Below are 18703 nucleotides of genomic sequence, written 5' to 3' on the forward strand. Positions count from 1 at the left end.
GCACTGATGTTCCATGTTCCCGTTCAAAGGAGGTTTTCATGAGTACCGTTCCTGCCCAGTCGCCTGCGGCATCGGCTTGGAGTTTGACGCCCCCTGAAGTGATCCAGCCCGTGCCTGACGCGATGGTCAAGACGGCGGTTCCGTTGCCCGCCGCCACCCAGCAGGCGGTGAGTCAACAAGTGGACGTTTTTGTGAATGCGCTGTTGCAGGAGGATGTGCACAGCGACAGCTTCAAAGCCAAGTTGGACAGTGCCTTTGCGCTGGGGCGGGAAGAAATTTCGGTGGCAGCGACGTTGATGCAAGGCCGCTTCATGGACCGCAACGGTCTGGCATTGCACGACACCCCTGCCTTTGCCGCCATCGAGGCGATGCGAAGCCAACTGGATGAGCTCAACCCCGGAAAAGCCGGCGATTTGATGCAGCCCAGCAAACTGCTGGGGTTCATTCCCTTTGGCAATCAGCTCAAGACCTATTTCCGACGCTTTCAGTCCACGGGCAGCCAGCTCAACACCACCTTGCAGCAGCTGTATGCCGCCAAGGATGACTTGCAGCGGGATGTGGTGGACATTGAATCCACCCGCACCAAGCTGTGGGATGGCATGCAAAAGCTGGCTTCGGCCATTCAGTTTGCGCAGGCGCTGGACGAACGTTTGGCCAGCCAGGTTCTGTCGCTCAAGGCCACCGACCCGACCCGGGCGCAGGCTTTGGAGCAGGAAGTGCTGTTTTACGCCCGGCAAAACCTGCAAGACATGCTGACGCAGCAAGCGGTGTGCACCAATGGCTACCTGGCCTTGGATGTGCTGAAGAAAACCGCACGCGAGCTGATGAATGGCTGCTCACGCGTGGCCACCACGGGCATGAGCGCCCTGGCGGTTGCGCAAACCGTGGCTCAGGCCACGGGGCATCAAATTCAGGTGATGAACACCCTCCAGAACGTCAATGCCACCCTGGGCGACCTGGTGGCAGAAACGGGTCGCCAGCTGGGCCAGCATGTGGAGAAAACCGCCGAATTTCAGCAAAACCCCCTTTTGGGGGTGGAGCGCATTCAGGAGATGTTCAACCAGACCTTTGCCGCCATGGACGCGATGGACAGCTTCCGCTCCCGTGCCGTGGAGGTGATGGGCCAGAACAACGCCTTGATCGCCAAGGAGCTCAAGCGCTCCGAGAGTTATGTGGACCGGGTCCGCCAACAGGCCGCGCGTCAGGCGGTGGGCCACAGCGCCCAGCTGGCCGGGCCTGTAAAGTTGTGACCCGCCCCTGGCATGCTTGCCACCCATTTTGGTTTGATGGTCGTTTTTCACATTTCATGAAAGCAGGAGAGAGGACATGAGCGTTCGTTACGTCATGCAGCGAGACACCCGTGGTTGGCGCACCCAGGTGAGGGTGTCGTTTGGCCTGGCACTGTTGTGCACCGCCTTTGGGGTGTGGAACTTGCCCGCCAAGGAATTGGATCGGGCCTTTTTGGCCATGGGCATGTTCTTTTGCTTGTTTGCCACCTTGGCGGTGTCCAAAATGGTTCGCGACAACCGCGATGGTCAGGTGGACACCGGGGGCTGGACGGCCACGGTGTGGTCAGGCTTTGCCGCCGCCATGGCGCTGACCGCCTGGGGCTTGTTCCGCATGGAGGTGCAAGATTGGCAGAAGTTCTATGTGGTGGTGAGCTGGCTTTATCTGGTCAGCAGCGCCTTTGTGTTGGCCAAAACGCTGCGCGATGACCAGGAGGCCACCTTGCTGGAGCGCCGAATGGCGGCGCAAGCACGCGAGGGTGGGGCAAGCTCGTCGGCGACCACCCCTGCCGTGACCGATGCAGCCACGCCAACGCCGCAGCCACGCGCCCGCTCCTGAAGGCGGCCCTGGCGGTTGTCTGCGGCGATCAAGGCAACTTGGCGTCGTGGTGCTTGGCTTTTAAAAACCGATGCTGCCGGGCCAACGCCTCGGTGGCGTGGCGCTGGGCTTTGGTCAACCGTTGGGCCAGGCCTTGTTCCAGCACCTCAAGCTGCTCGTAGAACAAGACCAGGGCCTCGGGCTGGGGCTCGCTCAGACGCGGGGTGCGTTGATCGGGTGGCACGGCCAAGAATGCGTTCAGCGTGTCGGGTAGGTAGCGGCGCAGGCATTCCACGGCATACAGCCGGTCTTCCATGCTCACACTGGTGCTGTGCGGCGGTAGGTGCCGCAGCTGGCGAACCAAGTTCAACCATTGGGTTTTCAGGCTCATGAGCCTTGCCTGTCCCCCGGCGTCCAGACATTGGGCCACGGTGTGCAAGGCGTGATCACATTGCTGGAGCACCTCGGGGGTCAAGCCCTGCAACAGGTCTTGGGGCGCCTGATCGGTTGGGGTGGTTCGCTGACGACTCACCTTCAGCGCCCATGCGCCAGCAGCCCCCCCTCCCAATGCTGCGGCAAAGACCAGGGACGTTGCACTGGCCGCCACCAGCCCCCAGCCCGCCGCGCCCAAAGCCAATCCGCCCAGACTCAGGCTGCACCAACCCCATGCGCCCAGTGAACGGGTAGGGGCGTGGACAGCCTCAACGTGCGGAGCAGCCAGCGATTCGTGCAGCGACGGCCCCAGGGTCTGGGTGCGTTGGTATCGGGTGAGCACCCGGTCGGCCAATCGGTCGGCATGGGCCTGAAGGTGATCGGGCACGCCCGAGGCCTCGGCCTGGTTCAACGCCTCGCGTTCTTCACGCAAGGCGGTGCGGAGGTTGATGGGGCCGTCGGCGACGACCCACGGCGTTGAGCGGTCAGAAGGGTCCTGGGACATGGTGTAGCAACAATGCGGCAAGGATCGCGGGTGGATTGAAGGCGATTGTGATTGCACACACACCCCGCCCTACAATCCCACCCGACAATTCACATTCAGGGAGAAAACCATGTTCCGCAAACCCCTCAGCGCCGCTGTCGCGGCCATCCTCGTGCTGGCCCCCGGCTGGAGCCAGGCCGAGCCACCCAAGCCCGAGACCGTTGAAGAACTGCTGGTGGTCAGCAAGTCGCAAGACCTGCTCGAATCCACCTACAAGGACCTGGACAACCACATGCGGACCCACTTGGACCAGGCCCTGACGCAGACCATCGGTGACACGGAGATGCGTCGCGCCTATGTGGACAGCTTCGTCCTCAAGACGAATCACGTCTTTCGTGACGAACTGAACTGGGCGACCTTCAAACCCATGCTCATGCGCATTTACAGCGATAGCTACACCCAAGAAGAACTGGTGGGCATGCTGGACTTCTACAAGACGCCCGCCGGTCAGGCCATGGTCAACAAGATGCCGATGGTGATGCAAAAGACCCAGGGCGAGATGCTGCAGCGCATTGGACCGATGGTGCAAAAAATGCTCGCAGCCTCTCAGGAAGCCGTCGCCGAAGCCAAAAAGGCGCAGAAGCCGACCAGCCCCTGAGCCAGCCGCTCACAGCCCCAACACCTCATCCAGCCACTCCACCCAGTGGCGTACGGGGGTGGCGGTGCCGCTTTGCAGATGGGTGATGCAGCCGATGTTGGCCGACACGATCAGCGCCGGGCCTGGGCCGTTCCCGTCGGCATGGCCTTGCGCTTGCAGATGGCCCAGCTTGCGGTCGCGCAGCTGGTGCGCCAGCCCGGGGTTGAGCACCGAGTAGGTGCCCGCCGAGCCGCAGCACAGGTGTGATTCGGCGGCGGCCAGCTGCACCGGCAGGCCCAGCGCGGCCAAGTGTTGCTCCACGCCGCCGCGCAGCTTCTGGCCGTGTTGCAAGGTGCAGGGCGGGTGGAAGGCCACGGGGCCGGGGGTGGGGTTCTGGGCGCGGCGGCCCTGGAGGGCGGGCACCAGGTCGGGCAGCAGTTCGCTGAGGTCGCGGGCCAGGGCGCTGACGCGGGCGGCGCGGTCGGCATAGGCCGGGTCGTGCCGCAGGGTGTGGCCGTAGTCCTTGACCGTCACCCCGCAGCCCGAGGCGTTGGTGACGATGGCCTCCACCTCGCCCGATTGGATGTGGGGCCACCAGGCGTCGATGTTGGCCCGCATGTCGTCGTGGCTGCCGGGGTGGTCGTTGAGGTGCAGGCGCACGGCACCGCAGCACCCGGCCTGGAGCGCGACGAGGGTCTGGATGCCGGCAGCGTCCAGCACCCGGGCGGTGGCGGCGTTGATGCGCGGCAACATGGCCGGTTGCACGCAGCCCGCCAGCAGCAGCACCTTGCGGGCGTGGGTGGCGGTGGGCCAGGGGCCGGGGTCTTGCCGGGGGGGAACCTTGTCTTTCAGCGTCTGGGGCAGCAGTTCGCGCACCAGCTGGCCCAGCTTCAGGGCGGGGCCGAACAGGGGAGAGGTGAGGCCCTCTTTCAGCGCGGTGCGCACCACGGTTTCGCCCAGCGGGCGGGGCACCAGCTCGTCCACCACTTTGCGCCCGATGTCGATGAGGTGGCCGTACTGAACGCCGCTGGGGCAGGTGCTTTCGCAGTTGCGGCAGGTGAGGCAGCGGTCCAGGTGCTGCTGGGTGGCGCGGGTGGGGGTTTGCCCCTCCAGCACTTGTTTGATGAGGTAGATGCGGCCCCGGGGGCCGTCCAGTTCGTCGCCCAGCAGCTGGTAGGTGGGGCAGGTGGCGGTGCAAAAGCCGCAGTGCACGCAGTTGCGCAGGATGGCCTCGGCCTCGCGGCCTTCGGGGGTGTGCTGGTATTGGGGGGCGAGGTGGGTCTGCATGGCGTGCTCAGGCGGCGGGGGTGGCCATGCGGCCCGGGTTGAAGAGGCCTGCGGGGTCGAACTCGGCCTTCAGGCGCTGGGTGATGGCCTGCAGCGCAGCGGCGGGTGGGGTGAACACGCCGTGGGCGCGGTCGGCGTCAGACGCGGGGCGGAACAGGGTGGCATGGCCGCCCAGGGCCTGGGATTCGGCCCGCAGGGTGGCGGCCTGGGTGGCCGGGGCCCACAGCCAGCGTTGGCCGCCGTGCCATTCAATCAGTTGCTGGTGCGGGGGCACGCCGCCCAGCGGGCGCACCGGCGCGGTCTGGGCCACCGACACCCGCCACAGCGACAGGCCGCTTTGCGGGGCCGGGCGGAAGAAGGGCAGGCGCTGCTCGGCGCAGTCGAGCCAGTCGCGGCGGATGCGGGCGGCGTCTTCGGCGGTGGTGTCCATGCGCTGGCCGCCCATGCGGCGGCAGGCGGCGTCCACGGCGGCCACCGCACCGCGCAGGCGCACAAACAGCAGGGAGCGGCCCTGGTCCTGCACCCAGCAGCTGGCGTTGAGGGGCAGGGGCTGCCCGCCCCAGCGGTGCAGGGCGTCGAGCGCGGCGGCGGCGTCCAGTTCAAAGGCCAGGGTGGCTTCGGCGGGGGCCACGGGCAGCACCTTGAGCGACACCTCGGTGAGCACCCCCAGGCTGCCCATGGCCCCGGCCATCAGGCGGCTGACGTCGTAACCGGCCACGTTTTTCATGACCTGTCCGCCAAAGGTGAGCCACTCGCCCCGTCCGTTGATGAGTTGCACGCCCAGCACGTAGTCGCGCACGGCACCCACGCTGGCACGGGCGGGGCCGCTGAGTCCCGCGGCCACCATGCCGCCCACGGTGGCGGAGTCGGCAAAGTGCGGGGGCTCGAAGGGCAGGCATTGGCCGTGGCGGGCCAGTTGGGCCTCCAGCTCGGCCAGCGGGGTGCCCGCACGGGCGGTGATGACCAGTTCGGACGGTTCGTGGCTGACGATGCCCGTGCAGACCCGGGTGTCCAGCACCTCGCCCTGAAGGCTTTGCCCCAGGAAGTCCTTGCTTCCCCCGCCGCGGATGCGCAGCGGGCGGCGCTGGGCGTGGGCCGAGCGGATGGTGTCGATCAGGGCTTGAAGGGCGGCGTCCATGGCGGGGATGTTAGCGACTCCACCCCTTTGGCCGCCCCCGTGGGGCCGATGAAAGTTTTGCCCACCCGGCGTTGAAAAAGCTTGGCCGGGGTGGGCTTCGTCAGTGCGTGTAGCCGCTGCACGCCCCGGCATTGGGGCGGCCTTTGCATTCGCGCCGCAGGCGGCGTTCGCGCTCATAAGGGGTTTCGCCCCCGGGCAGGCGTTGGCGAGGGTCGATGTGGTCCACCCGTTGCAGCTTCTTTTTCGGTGCAGCGGTGGAGGCTTGGGCCTGGGGCAGGGCCACCGCCAGCAGACCCATGCCGCACAGGCCAATGCACAGCGCCCGCTTCAACGTGTGCACGGCCTTTGGCAACGGCTTTCGGGCAAGGGTCGGGGCTGGGCGGGGGTGGTCGCCTGGGCCGGGCAGGTGGGTGGTGGACCGCATGGTGAATCTCCCTGGAACATTGGATGTGCCCGGATTGTGGCCTGCCCAGACGCAAAAAAAGTCCGCGGCCTTGCGGCCAGCGGACTCAAACCATCCAAAGGAGACTCAGGAGATCAGCGGTTGTAGGCGGTTTCGCCGTGGCTGGAGATGTCCAGACCTTCGCGCTCTTCCTCTTCGGTGACGCGCAGGCCGATGACCATGTCCACGATCTTGTAGGCCACCACAGACACCACGCCGGACCACACCACGGTCAGCAGCACGGCCTTGGTCTGGGTCCAGACCTGACCGGCAATGGTGTAGGCATCACCCGTCACCATGGCCACCGTGGTCCAGTCGGCCACCAGCGAGGGGCCGCCCAGGTTGGGGCTGTTGAACACGCCGGTCAGGATGGCACCCATGATGCCGCACACGCCGTGCACGCCGAACACGTCCAGAGAGTCGTCAGCGCCCAGGATCTTCTTCAGACCGTTGACGCCCCACAGACCGGCAAAGCCCGACAGGAAGCCGATGATCAGCGCACCGCCGATGCCCACGTTGCCAGCGGCAGGGGTGATGGCGACCAGACCGGCCACGGCACCGGAGGCGGCACCCAGCATGGAGGCCTTGCCACGCATCATGGATTCACCCACGCACCAGGCCAGCACAGCAGCAGCGGTGGCGGCAAAGGTGTTGATGAAGGCCAGGGCGGCGAAGCCGTTGGCTTCCAGGGCGGAACCGGCGTTGAAACCGAACCAACCCACCCACAGCAGGGAAGCGCCCACCATGGTCAGCGTCAGGCTGTGAGGAGCCATGGACTCTTTGCCGTAACCCACGCGCTTGCCCACCATGTAGGCACCGACCAGACCGGCCACGGCGGCGTTGATGTGCACCACGGTGCCACCGGCGAAGTCCAGTGCGCCCCATTGCCAGATCAGACCGGCCTTGCCGTTCATTTCGTCCACCACGTTGGCGGCGGTGTAGGCGTCAGGGCCCATCCAGAACCACACCATGTGGGCAATGGGGGCGTAGCTGAAGGTGAACCAGATCACCATGAACATCAGCACGGCAGAGAACTTCATGCGCTCGGCAAAGGCACCCACGATCAGGGCGCAGGTGATGCCGGCGAACGTGGCCTGGAAGGCGGCGAACACGATCTCGGGAATGACCACGCCTTTGCTGAAGGTGGCGGCGTTGGCGAAGGTGCCCGCGGCGTTGTCCCAGATGCCCTTCATGAACAGCCGGTCAAAGCCACCCACGTAAGCACTGCCCTCGGTGAAGGCCAGGCTGTAACCGTAGATGAACCACAGCACCACGATCAGGCTGAACGTGACCATGACTTGCATCAGCACGGACAGCATGTTCTTGCTGCGCACCAAGCCACCGTAGAACAGGGCCAGGCCAGGCACGGTCATCAGGATCACCAGCAGGGTGGAGACCATCATCCACGACGTGTCACCCTTGTTGGGCACGGGAGCAGGCGCGGCGGCGGCTTCGGCCGGTGCAGCGGCGGCTTCCGCGGGGGCCGGGGCCGCAGCGGGGGCAGCAGCAGGTGCGTCAGCCGCAGGAGCAGCAGGGGCCGCTGCGGTGGCCGCAGGGGCGTCGGTGGCGGGAGCGGCGGTCTGGGCTTGGACCGCCAGCCCACCGAAGGCCAGGCCCATGCCCAGCAGCAAGGTTGCAAACAACTTTTTCATGATCGGGCTCTTTCTGGTTTGTCGGGGGTCGGTCAGAGGGCTTCCTTGCCGGTCTCGCCGGTGCGGATGCGCACGACCTGCTCCAGCGGGAACACAAAAATCTTGCCGTCGCCGATCTTGCCGGTGCGGGCCGCACCTTCAATGGCCTCGATCACGCGGTCCACCAGCTCGTCGGCCACCGCAGCCTCGATCTTGACCTTGGGCAGGAAATCGACCACGTATTCCGCGCCGCGGTACAGCTCGGTGTGGCCTTTTTGGCGACCAAAGCCCTTGACTTCGGTGACCGTGATGCCCTGCACGCCCATGGCCGACAGTGCTTCGCGCACCTCGTCCAGCTTGAAGGGTTTGATGATGGCGGAAACTAGTTTCATGAGAGCACACTCCTCGACAATGACGACGAAGCGGGACTAGCACAGACCGTGCCAGTCCATGTTCCCACCACTCCACGCCATGGTCCTGCCGCACCCGGGTCACGCTATGCTGGTGCCCCGCTTCGCGGCCGGGAAAACCGGGTTGTCCCCGGCCGAATGCACCATTAGCGTGCACAACCCGGCGTTTTGCCATGCACCACAACAGGGAGAGAGACAGATGGGACTGTCCGTGATTCAAAGTCGTGCGCTGGTAGGGCTTTCTGCCCCATCGGTGTGCGTGGAAGTGCACCTGGCCAACGGCCTGCCCAGTTTCACGCTGGTGGGCCTGGCCGACACCGAGGTGAAAGAAGCCCGCGAACGCGTGCGCTCGGCCTTGCACCATGCCGGGCTGTCTTTCCCCAGCAACCAGCGCATCACCGTGAACCTGGCCCCGGCTGACCTGCCCAAGGACAGTGGCCGCTTCGACCTGCCCATTGCGCTGGGCATCCTGGCCGCCGACGGCCAGCTGGACACCGCCCGCCTGGCCCACCATGTGTTTGCCGGTGAACTGAGCCTGGGCGGCGAGTTGCGCCCCGTGCGCGGGGCCCTGGCCTTGTCGTTGGCCCTGCAAGCCGAGGCCGAACGCCTCGGCACCCCGCCGCTGACCCTGGTGCTGCCCCCGGGCAGCGCCGAAGAAGCCGCACTGGTACCCGGCACCCGCGTGGTGCGGGCCCGCCACCTGCTGGACGTGGCCCGCGCACTGGCCCCCGAAGGCTCCGCGCTGGTTCAAGACACCCCACCCGACCCCGACGGCTGGACCGTGCTGGCCGCCACCGAGCCCCCGTTGGACAGCCCCGTGCCCGACCTGGCCGACGTGGTGGGCCAGGCCGCCGCCCGCCGCGCCCTTGAAATAGCCGCCGCCGGGGGCCACAGCCTGCTGATGAGTGGACCGCCCGGCGCGGGCAAGAGCATGCTGGCCCAGCGGTTTGCCGGGTTGCTGCCCCCGCTTACGCGCCAGCAGGCGCTGGAGACAGCGGCCATCGCCTCGCTGGCAGGCCGGTTCGACTTGGCCCATTGGGGCCACAGGCCCACGGTGGCGCCTCACCACAGCGCCAGTGCGGTGGCCCTGGTGGGTGGCGGTTCACCCCCCAAACCCGGCGAGATTTCACTGGCGCACCACGGCGTGCTGTTTCTGGATGAGCTGCCCGAGTTTCCCCGGGCCGCGCTCGAAGCCTTGCGCGAGCCGCTGGAAACCGGCACCGTGCGCATCAGCCGCGCCACCCAGCGCACCGACTTTCCCGCCCGGTTCCAGCTGATTGCCGCCATGAACCCCTGCCCCTGCGGCTACCTGGGCCACCCCCACATTGCCTGCCGCGACACGCCCGACCAGGTGGCGCGCTACCAAGGCAAACTCAGCGGCCCCTTGCTGGACCGCATCGACCTGCATGTGGAAGTGCCCGCCTTGCCCCCGCAAGAGTTGCTGGCCGCACACGGCGCCGCCGCGGATGCCTCAAAACCCCACCACGAACCCACGGCGGTGGTGCGCCAGCGGGTGTTGACCGCGCAACACAAGGCCATGGAGCGCCAGGGTTTTCCCAATCAGACCCTCAGCGGCGATGCGCTCACCGCCCATGCCCGGCTGGACGATGCCGCCCGCCAGTTCCTGCAAAAAGCCGCCGCACGCCTGGGTTGGTCGGCCCGCAGCACCCACCGGGCCTTGCGCGTGGCCCGCACCATTGCCGACTTGGCGGGGACCGACACCGTGAACAGTGTCCACCTGGCGGAAGCGGTGCAGTACCGCCGGGCACTCTCAGGTGTTCAAAAGTGACGCCCTCTGCGCACGAGAGCGGACGAGATGGCGATGGGTCTCAGCGCTGCTCGTAGCGGTCAGCGGCCGCAAACAGGTCGGCAGCAAAACCTGGGTCGGTGTGCTGGATGCGCGATGCGTAGGCACGCACGGCCTCGGCGTCTTCAGCATCGGCCAGTGCACCGGCACGGTCCGGGTGAGGTGCAGCTGCGGCTTGCCACAGCGCCGTGGCCAGGTGGCGAGAGGCCGTCAGCAACTCCTGAAAGGCCGCACCCACGCCAGTGGGTTGGTGACTGGACAGCGAAAGTCCGTTGAAAGTGGTGCTTGCCATGATGATCCTCCTGTGTTCATAAATCAGCTTGGGATCAAATATAGGGTAAACCCTAGACTTGACGCAAGGGTTTTCCCTAATAACCACACCGTCGGCATCAGAACTGCACGCCCTCAACCCCGTCCAGGGGTCACACCGGACCACCATCCCCCCGTCTGCGTCACCCAGGCCAGCAAGGCCTCTTGCGGCATGGGGCGTGCAAAACCATACCCCTGCAACTCGTCGCACCCCAGCGCGGTGAGGGCCTGGGCGGTGGGCATGTTCTCCACGCCCTCGGCCACCACGCGCAAGCGCAGGGTGTGCCCCAGACCGATGACCGCCTGCACGATGGCGGCGTCGGCCGCGTCATCCAGCATGTTGTGCACAAACGACCGGTCCACCTTGAGCTTGTCGATGGAAAAGCGCTTGAGATAGGCCAGGCTGGAATAACCCGTGCCAAAGTCGTCGATGGACACCTGCACCCCCAGGTCCTTGAGGGCGGACAGCTGCTGCTGTGCCACCTCCGGGCTGTCCATCAGGTGGGACTCGGTCAACTCCAGCTCCAGTTGATGGGCCGACAGGCCCGAACACTCCAGCGCCGCGCGCACCTGGGCCACCAGTTGCTCATCGGCCAACTGGGCGGCCGACAGGTTGACCGACAGCTGCAAACCGGCCAGCGCCGGGGCCTGGGTGGCCATGTCCACCCACTGGCGGCACGCCTGCTCCAGCACCCACGGGCCGATGGCCTTGATGAGCCCGGTTTCTTCGGCGAGCTGGATGAAATCTCCCGGCGGCACCTGCCCCAGCGTGGGGTTGTGCCAGCGCAGCAAGGCCTCGGCCCCGTTGACCCGACGGGTGCGGGCGCACAAGCGGGGTTGGAAGTGCAGGCTGAACTCGGACTGCGCCAGCGCCATGCGCAGCTGGGTCTCCATGACCTGGCGGGCCGTGACGCGCTGGTCGGTCTCGAACGAGAAGTAGCGGGCCGTGTCGCGCCCAGCGGACTTGGCCTCGTACATGGCCGCGTCGGCGCGGCGCATCAGCTCGTCCTGGTCGGTGGCGTCGTGCGGGTACAGGGCCACCCCCACGCTGCACGACACCGACAGGGTGTGCCCTTCCACCACCATGGGCTGGCGGATGGTGGGGATGAGGCGCTGGGTGACCAGGGCGTCCAGCTCGTCACGCCCGGCCACATGGCGCATGACGATGACGAACTCGTCGCCCCCCAGGCGACTGACGGTGTCGTGGGCCCGCACCGACTGCACCAGGCGCTTGGCCACGGTGCGCAACAGGCCGTCACCAATGTGGTGGCCCAGGGTGTCGTTGATGAGCTTGAAACGGTCCAGGTCGATGAACAGCACGGCCACCTGTTCACCCGAGCCCTTGGCCTGATCCAGGGCTTCGCTCAGGCGGATCTGGCACAGCGCCCGGTTGGGCAGCTCGGTCAACACGTCGTGCTGGGCCAGGAAGCGGATGCGCTCCTCCTTGGCCTTGCGGTCGGTGATGTCGATGGCAATGCCGATGTAGTGCGAAGCCTCGGTGCCCCCGCCCTCGCGCACCGCCGACACCATGAGCCAGGCCGGGTAGGTGTCGCCCGACTGGCGGCGAAACCGCACCTCGCCCTGCCAGGCGTCCTTGTCGGTCATGGCATCCCATTGCGGGCCGGGACCGTCGATGAGCAGGGACAGGTCTTCGCCGATCACCTCGTAGAACTCGTACCCGGTGCTGCGGCAGAAGGCGGCGTTGACGCTGATGACCTGACGCTGCGCGTTCATGATGGTGATGCCCTCGGACGACGCCTCGAACACCTTGGCCCACAGCTCCAGCCGCTGTTCCATGACCTTGAGCACGTTGATGGGGGTGAAGGCGGTCAGCACCGCGTCTTGCCCCTGGAACCTGAGCCGCCGGGCCGACAGCACCGCCCACCCAGGTTCAGAGCCGCCATGCCAGCGCACCTCGAACTCGTCCACCTGCCCGCGGTCGGCCAGGCGCTGGAAGAACCGGGCGCGCACCCCGGGCTCCAGCCCCGTGCGCCAGGGGTCTTGCACGCAGTCGCCCACCCAGGGCTTGCCCGGGGTGTTGAGGTGCAGGATGCGGTGGTCGGGCACCGACGTCACCACCAGCGGAATGGGAAACGCCTCCAGCAGCCCCTTCTGGGCCTCGGCGGCGCGGGCGCTGGCCGCCAGCTCCTGTTGCACCAGGCGGTCGTGGTCCAGCTGGGCCAGCATGTCGTTGAAGGCGTTGAACAGCCGCCCGATCTCGTCGGCACTGTGCCACTGCGCGCGCTGGGTGTAGTCGGTGGTCTGGCGCACGCGCTCGGCCACGGTGGCCAGGTCGCGCAAGGGGCGGGCAATGTGGCTGGCCACCAGGTACACCAGCGACAGGATGCCCCCCAGCAGCGCCAGCGCCGTGCCCAGGTGCAGCACCATGCGCATGTACAAACCCCTGACGCGCTGGGCCAGCAAACCGTCCAAGGCCACCAGGCCCTGCGCCCAGGCGTCGTCCAGCGCGCGCTGGGCCTGCATGTGGGTTTGCGCGAGGGCCGGCACATCACCCGCCAACACCTGGCTGGCGTTGGCCAGGGTCTGCAAACCGGTCTGGTGCGCCTTCAACGCCCCCAGCAACGCGTCACGCGAGGGGGCGAGTGCGTGGCGCAGCTTCTCGTCGCTGGCCCCCCAGGCCTGGATGTAATCGGACTCGATGCCTTGGGTGATGGCGTCGAACCGCCCGGCCACCGTCAGCAGTTCCACCTGGCGCGACGCCACGCGGCCTGGTGCGCCGCCCGCCGCCGCGGGCGATTCGTGCAGCAGCTGGAGCAGCTCGGGGTAGCGCAACAAGGTGAGGGACATGACGTAGTAGCTGTCCAAATCCGGGTCCAGGATGAGGTTGGACTGGTTGGCCACCGTGGTCAGCAACTCGCGGGCACGGCGCACCAACTCGGCCTGCGCCAAAGGCCTGGAGTTGCCACGGGTGCTCTGCGCTGCCTCCAATGCCTGCTCAAACCGCTCGGCCTGCTCGGCGGTGTTCAACGCGGCATCCAGTGCCTCGCGCTCGGCGTCCAGACGCTGGCGCGGCTGCGCATCTGGCGCAGCCCCGAGCAAGGCCCCCATCAGGTTCTGGCGAACCACCTCGGTGTAAGTGCTGCCCACCACCTCCTTCTGCGTGAACGCAATGGCCGTGAGCTTTTCGTGGATGAGGATGCCTGAGACGTAAATGACCGCACTCAAGTCCAGCAGGTAAATGAGCATGAGCTTGCGCCCCACACTCAACCTGCCCAACCAGTGAATGAACCGAGAAACCATGTGCTTGCCCCGTCTGCAACCCGGTCAGGATTGCCTGACAGGGCCGTAAGCAAGTTCCGAACCATGGGGCCGCGCCGCTCGTGGTGCAATGGGGGCTGCCATGGTCCATGTTCGCTCCACCCCCCCTTCGTTTTCCGGCGACGCCGCCGCGTTCACCGGCTGGCTGTCGCTGGCCCAGCTGGTGGGCTGGGGCTCGACGTTTTATGCGTTTTCCATGCTCATGGTGCCGGTGGAGCAGGCGCTGGGCCTGAGCCGCAGCCAGGTGTCCTGGGCGTTTTCGGGGGCGCTGATCGCCGAAGGGCTGGCCGCCTTTGCCGTGGGCCGCTGGATCGACCAGGGCCACGCCCGCCGGGTGATGAGCGGGGGCTCGGTCCTGGCCGCCCTGTCGCTGCTGGGGCTGAGCGCCTGCCACACCGTGTGGGGCTGGACGCTGGGCTGGCTGGGCCTGGGCGTGGCCATGGCCGCCACGCTCTACACCCCGGCCTTTGCGGTGCTGACGCTGCGCCACCCCAACAACTTCCGCCGCCACATCATTTCGCTCACCTTCCTGGGCGGGCTGGCCAGCACGGTGTTCATCCCGCTCATGGCCGGGTTGATCGACGCCGTGGGCTGGCGGGCCATGTTGTGGGTGCTGGCGGGCTGCCAGGCGCTGATCTGCCTGCCCGTGCACGCCTGGGTGCTGCGCGGCATCCAACCCACACCGACCCAGCCCGCACAGGCCAGCCCCTTGGCCCACACGCCGCACACGTCCCACGCGGCCCATCCCCCCGCCAGCTACCGCCACGCCATGCGCCAACCCACCTTTGCGCTGGTGGGGGTGTTTGTGGTGCTGACCCTCAGCACCTCGGTGGCGGTGGCGGCCCACCTGGTCAACCTGCTGACCGAAAGCGGCCTGCCCCCCGCCTGGGCCGTGTGGCTGCCCGCCTGCGTGGGCGTGGTGCAGGTGCTGGGGCGCAGCGGCCTGTTCTTCTGGGAGCACCGGGCCAGCGTGCACAGCGTCAACCGCTGGATTCCGCTGCTCATGCCCGCCGGACTGCTGGCCCTGCTGGGGGCCCTGGCGGCACTGCACACCGCCCCCACGCTGGCCCAGGCGGGCACGGTGGTCTTTGTGGCGCTGTACGGGCTGGGCAACGGCATGGGCACCATCGTCAAAGGCACGGCGGTGGCGCAGTACGTCAGCCAGACGCATGCCGCCAGCCTGAACGGCGTGCTGGGCGTGCCCACCGCCCTGGGCCGCGCCGCCGCCCCCACGCTGCTGGCCGCGCTGTGGAGCCCGGTGCGGGGCTACACCCTGGGCCTGTGGGCGCTGTGGGTCACCAGCCTGCTGGCGTGGCTGGCCCTGCTGGCGGCGCAACGGCTGCATGGGCAGCGACCAGGGCGCTGATCGCACCCTCAGGTTCGCATCAGCACACCCCCCTTCGCATGCCCGCGGTGCTTCGGCATGCCACGGCACCACAGTCCCCTGGGGACCGCTTCCACAGGGGAAGCCGGGCACCCCACGGACACAGATCAGGGAGACCGTCATGCCAATCCGAAAAATGGGCGGGTTGTCGCTTTCCATTCCAACCACGGCAGCCCCCATGCCGCCGCCCCAAACCGCGCCTGCCCCCACAGGGCCGGTGCCCACCAGCCCACACCTGCCGCTGCAAAGCCGCCGGGCCACGCCCCGGCTGGCGGCGCTGGACACGGAGATGCAGCACGTCCGCGCCGACATCGCCGCGCTGCGTCAGCCGGGCAAGCCCACATTGCAAGCCGACCTGACCAACGTTCAGGCGGTGGTGGACAGCGAGAACATCCGCAAGCCCGACCTCCACTTGCGCTACCACGCCGATGCCGCCAGCTTTGTGGCGTCGCTGGCGTTCGACCCTGCGGCACCGCGTCGCGAGCGGGCGGTGTTCCGCGTGGACAACCGCCCTGGAGGGCCTCACCACGCCGCGGCCGACATCCGGCGCGAGCCGGGCAAGCCCCTCACCTTGATCGTGGTCGAGCCCGCCACCATGGGCCACATGGCCCACCTGCTCAGTCACGATGACCTGGCCACCCGGGTGAAAGCCACGCCGGGTCTGGAGGGTGCACGCGTGGCGGTCATTGACGCGGAGGCACAGAAGTCCCCCGCCGACTGTGTGATGTTCAGCCTGAGCCACGCCTCCAAGATGCACCAGGAACAGGCCACCTTCGACCAGTGGCACGCACAGCTGGCCCAAGGCCAGCCCCTGGCCGACCCGGCCACCCACAAGACGCCGCTACCCGAAGGCTCCCCGGTCATTGACGGGCTGCAGGTGCTGCCGGCGTCGTTCTTCAAACACGCACACTCGCTGTCCCAGTTGATGAAAGCGCGCCCGACCCTGGGCGACGAGGTGGTGGGACGCCACCCGGACACCGCCGCGCCCGAGACCCTGACGCAACGCCACGACCGCCTGTCGTTCCCGCGCAGCACCGACGAAGGTCAGCGAACCAACAGCACCTCCATCGAGTACAAACGCCACGCCCTGCTGGCGCGAACCCTGGAAACGCTGGCCCCCAAGCCGTGATGCGGCATGGGCGAGGCGGCTCTCCACCCCAAGAACTACAAAATTCATAGCTTCTTGCGCTTCCAAATAAAGCGCTAGAGCCCATTTTTTGTCATCATTCAGCAGCGCCGCCCCCGCGGTGCATGCACCCCGGAGCGCTGCCCATGCTGAAACGATGGCTTGCCGTGTTGTACCTCCTGGCCCTGGCGGCCACGGGCCTGAGCGCCATCGCGCTGTGGCGCCTGCGCTGCGAAGGGTTTGGCTGCATGGGCGTGGGCATTGGCTGGCTGGCGTGGGGGGCCGTGCTCTACGTGCCCGCGCTGGCCCTGGGCAGCGTGGCCGCCCAACTCCCACCGGCACAAGCACCCGGGGCAAAGGCCGCGCCCCTGGCACTGAAGGTGCAGCTGCTGGCGGGGGCGGGCTTGCTGGTGTACTGGGCGGTGGTGCGATGGGGGTAACGCCCGCCACCACCGCGCCACCCTGCTTCTGCTAAGGTCCCCTTTTTCACTTGGAGGTGCTGGTATGCGCAAAACTGGGTTGGCCGCGGTGACTCGCCGGGCCGCGAACGTCGTGACCCTGGTGGCCACTGCCGCGTGCATGGCGGGTTGGGCCGGTCTGGCCCAGGCCGACACAGGCAAGCCCGTGAAGCTGCTGGTGGGCTTTCCGCCCGGCGGCGGCACCGATGCCATTGCCCGCATCCTGGCCGACAGCATGAAGGACACGCTGGGCCAGCCCGTGGTGGTGGACAACAAGCCCGGCGCCGGAGGCCAGATTGCCGCCCAGGCCCTCAAGGCCGCGCCAGCCGACGGCACCACCTACTTCGTCAGCCACGACCACACCGTGACCATCCTGCCGCTGGTCACCAAGAACCCCGGCTTCGACCCCGCCACCGACTTCGTGCCCGTGGCCGGTTTCGCCACCTTCGTCAACGCCTTTGCCGTCTCGGGCGGCACCCCGGCCAAGTCGGTCAACGAGTACGTGGCCTGGGTCAAGGGCGCGGGGCAGGGCAAGAGCGCCGTGGGCATCCCGGCCCCGGCGTCCACGCCGGAATTCCTGGTCAAGCTCATCGGCCAGAAGTACGGCCTGGACCTGGTGGCCGCCCCCTACCGCGGCAGCGCCCCGCTGATGGGCGACATGCTGGGCAACCAGATTGCGGCGGGTGTGGCCTCGGTGCCCGACTTCATTGAAAACCACAAGGCCGGCAAGCTGCGCGTGGTGGCCGTGCTGGGTGCGCAACGCCAGGCTGCCCTGCCCGACGTGCCCACCTTCAGCGAGCTGGGCCTGAAGGGCCTGGAAGACATGCCCTTCTACGGCCTGTTTGCCCCCGCCGCCACGCCCAAGGCCGAACTGGAGCGCGTGGCCGACGCCCTGGCCAAGGCCATTGCCAAGCCCGACGTGAAGGACAAGCTCAGCGCCATGGGGCTGACCGTGGGCTTCATGACCGGCGCCCAGCTGGCCGAGCGCGAAAAGGCCTACCGCACCACCTGGACCCACATCATCCAGAGCAGCGGCTTCAAGCCCCAGTGAGGCCCGCCCGCGGCCCGGGTGGCGTCAACGCGCCAGGGCCGGGTTGAGCACCGGGCGGAAGGCAAACGGGAAGGACTCGGTCAGGTCCACGCTGACCTCCACCGCGTGCATGTCCTTCTCGCCAAACACCTCCAGCGCCGTGATGTTGGGGGCGGTCTTGGGAAAGGGCCGCAGCACGCGGAACTGGTGGCTGTCGCCATACACCAGCAGCACCGGCTTGCCATAGGCCTTGGCCTGCTGAACCAGGGTCTGGCCCACGTTGGCAAACCCCGAATGGCTGAGGAAGCGCTCGTCGCGGTAGACGTTGAAGTCCGACTCGAACATGTCGGCCTGCATGGCCACCACCACCGCCGGGGCCTGCGCTTTTTGAGCCTGCTGAAAGCTGTCTTCCAGCCAGGCCACGTTGGCGCGGTCGCGCTCGAAGAACTCCGCCGCGGCCTTGGGGTCGCGTGGCTCCAGGTTGTTGTTGGAGCCCACCACATGCACGGTGACCACGTGCACCCCGTCGCGCACAAAACGCTGGTTCTCCACAAACGGGGCAAAGCGGTCGCCCATGACCTGGGCCTGGCTTTGCACCGCCAACGGGCGAGCGCCCAAGCTCTGCCCCACCGGGGCGAAGAAGTGGCGGCGCAGGTGGGCCAGGCGCTCCAGCGGGTCGAACCCGCCCGCAGCCTTGCGGTGGCAGTCGGTCCACTCGTTGTCGCCGGGGGTGTAGACCACGGGCTGCTGGAAGGTCTGGAAAAACGCCAGCTGCTGGCCCAGCAGCTCGTCGCTGCACGGGGTGGAGCCGGACTTGATGTCGCCAATGTGCAGGTTGAACGCGGGCTGGCGGCGGTTGATGGTGTCGATCAGCGCCTGGTACTGCGGGTACACCTTGGCGGGCTCGCCGTAGGGCATGTCCCCGATGGCGATGAAGCGAAACCCCTGGGCCTGGGCCCCCAGGGCCAGGGTGGTCAGGCCCAGCAGGGCCAGGCGGCGAACGGTGGAAACAAGCATGGGCAAAC

Annotated in this window: 17 protein-coding genes; 8 read left to right on the forward strand and 9 right to left on the reverse strand. The window is 67.4% G+C overall.

The genetic code is table 11. The annotated features are described in order from the left end of the window. The first annotated feature begins 38 nt into the window (after positions 1–38). Positions 39–1250: a toxic anion resistance protein gene (locus ACYVB7_RS08295; protein ID WP_460506291.1), complete on the forward strand. Its 1212-nt coding sequence runs from the start codon at positions 39–41 to the stop codon at positions 1248–1250. 76 nt (positions 1251–1326) lie between these two features. After that, complete coding sequence (locus tag ACYVB7_RS08300; protein ID WP_460506292.1) at positions 1327–1845, forward strand: YiaA/YiaB family inner membrane protein; 519 nt, start codon at positions 1327–1329, stop codon at positions 1843–1845. A gap of 28 nt (positions 1846–1873) precedes the next feature. Here ACYVB7_RS08300 and ACYVB7_RS08305 read toward each other — a convergent pair whose 3' ends face one another. Continuing rightward, on the reverse strand, positions 1874–2761 hold the full coding sequence (locus tag ACYVB7_RS08305) for a hypothetical protein (RefSeq protein ID WP_460506293.1): 888 nt from the start codon (positions 2759–2761) through the stop codon (positions 1874–1876). 109 nt (positions 2762–2870) lie between these two features. Here ACYVB7_RS08305 and ACYVB7_RS08310 point away from each other — a divergent pair, with 109 nt between their 5' ends. Next, positions 2871–3398 carry a DUF2059 domain-containing protein gene (locus tag ACYVB7_RS08310; protein ID WP_460506294.1) on the forward strand — a complete coding sequence of 176 codons (528 nt, stop codon included), beginning with the start codon at positions 2871–2873 and terminating at the stop codon, positions 3396–3398. 9 nt (positions 3399–3407) lie between these two features. On the opposite strand, the gene glcF is transcribed toward ACYVB7_RS08310, so the two are convergent. The 5 genes from glcF to glnK form a co-directional block, all read right to left on the reverse strand. Then, positions 3408–4664, reverse strand: coding sequence for a glycolate oxidase iron-sulfur subunit (gene glcF / locus ACYVB7_RS08315; RefSeq protein WP_460506295.1), 1257 nt, complete (start codon positions 4662–4664; stop codon positions 3408–3410). A gap of 7 nt (positions 4665–4671) precedes the next feature. Then, on the reverse strand, positions 4672–5802 hold the full coding sequence (gene glcE, locus ACYVB7_RS08320) for a glycolate oxidase subunit GlcE (protein ID WP_460506296.1): 1131 nt from the start codon (positions 5800–5802) through the stop codon (positions 4672–4674). A gap of 100 nt (positions 5803–5902) precedes the next feature. Further along, positions 5903–6226: a hypothetical protein gene (locus ACYVB7_RS08325; RefSeq protein ID WP_460506297.1), complete on the reverse strand. Its 324-nt coding sequence runs from the start codon at positions 6224–6226 to the stop codon at positions 5903–5905. Positions 6227–6339: 113 nt separating this feature from the next. Further along, positions 6340–7896 carry an ammonium transporter family protein gene (amt, locus tag ACYVB7_RS08330; RefSeq protein WP_460506298.1) on the reverse strand — a complete coding sequence of 519 codons (1557 nt, stop codon included), beginning with the start codon at positions 7894–7896 and terminating at the stop codon, positions 6340–6342. A gap of 32 nt (positions 7897–7928) precedes the next feature. Further along, entirely contained in the window at positions 7929–8267 is a 339-nt protein-coding gene (gene glnK / locus ACYVB7_RS08335; RefSeq protein ID WP_460506299.1) for a P-II family nitrogen regulator, read from the reverse strand. Positions 8268–8484: 217 nt separating this feature from the next. Here glnK and ACYVB7_RS08340 point away from each other — a divergent pair, with 217 nt between their 5' ends. Beyond that, the gene (locus tag ACYVB7_RS08340; protein WP_460506300.1) at positions 8485–10074 is read left to right on the forward strand and encodes a YifB family Mg chelatase-like AAA ATPase; all 1590 of its coding nucleotides are present in this window, start codon (positions 8485–8487) and stop codon (positions 10072–10074) included. Positions 10075–10114: 40 nt separating this feature from the next. Here the strand turns inward: ACYVB7_RS08340 and ACYVB7_RS08345 are convergent, their stop codons facing one another. Both ACYVB7_RS08345 and ACYVB7_RS08350 read right to left on the reverse strand, forming a co-directional pair. Further along, positions 10115–10384, reverse strand: coding sequence for a hypothetical protein (locus ACYVB7_RS08345; protein WP_460506301.1), 270 nt, complete (start codon positions 10382–10384; stop codon positions 10115–10117). A gap of 113 nt (positions 10385–10497) precedes the next feature. After that, a complete protein-coding gene (locus tag ACYVB7_RS08350; protein WP_460506302.1) occupies positions 10498–13608 on the reverse strand; it encodes an EAL domain-containing protein in 3111 nt (1036 codons plus the stop codon). Positions 13609–13762: 154 nt separating this feature from the next. Here ACYVB7_RS08350 and ACYVB7_RS08355 point away from each other — a divergent pair, with 154 nt between their 5' ends. From ACYVB7_RS08355 to ACYVB7_RS08370, 4 genes are all read left to right on the forward strand, one after another. Continuing rightward, complete coding sequence (locus tag ACYVB7_RS08355; protein WP_460506303.1) at positions 13763–15046, forward strand: MFS transporter; 1284 nt, start codon at positions 13763–13765, stop codon at positions 15044–15046. 139 nt (positions 15047–15185) lie between these two features. Next, positions 15186–16193, forward strand: coding sequence for a YopJ family acetyltransferase (locus tag ACYVB7_RS08360; protein ID WP_460506304.1), 1008 nt, complete (start codon positions 15186–15188; stop codon positions 16191–16193). 143 nt (positions 16194–16336) lie between these two features. Then, on the forward strand, positions 16337–16630 hold the full coding sequence (locus ACYVB7_RS08365; protein WP_460506305.1) for a hypothetical protein: 294 nt from the start codon (positions 16337–16339) through the stop codon (positions 16628–16630). A gap of 139 nt (positions 16631–16769) precedes the next feature. Continuing rightward, positions 16770–17699 carry a Bug family tripartite tricarboxylate transporter substrate binding protein gene (locus tag ACYVB7_RS08370; protein WP_460507013.1) on the forward strand — a complete coding sequence of 310 codons (930 nt, stop codon included), beginning with the start codon at positions 16770–16772 and terminating at the stop codon, positions 17697–17699. A 24-nt stretch (positions 17700–17723) separates the two neighbouring features. On the opposite strand, the gene ACYVB7_RS08375 is transcribed toward ACYVB7_RS08370, so the two are convergent. Continuing rightward, positions 17724–18695: a hypothetical protein gene (locus tag ACYVB7_RS08375; protein ID WP_460506307.1), complete on the reverse strand. Its 972-nt coding sequence runs from the start codon at positions 18693–18695 to the stop codon at positions 17724–17726. Positions 18696–18703: the final 8 nt, after the last annotated feature.

Source organism: Hydrogenophaga soli, from assembly GCF_054777695.1.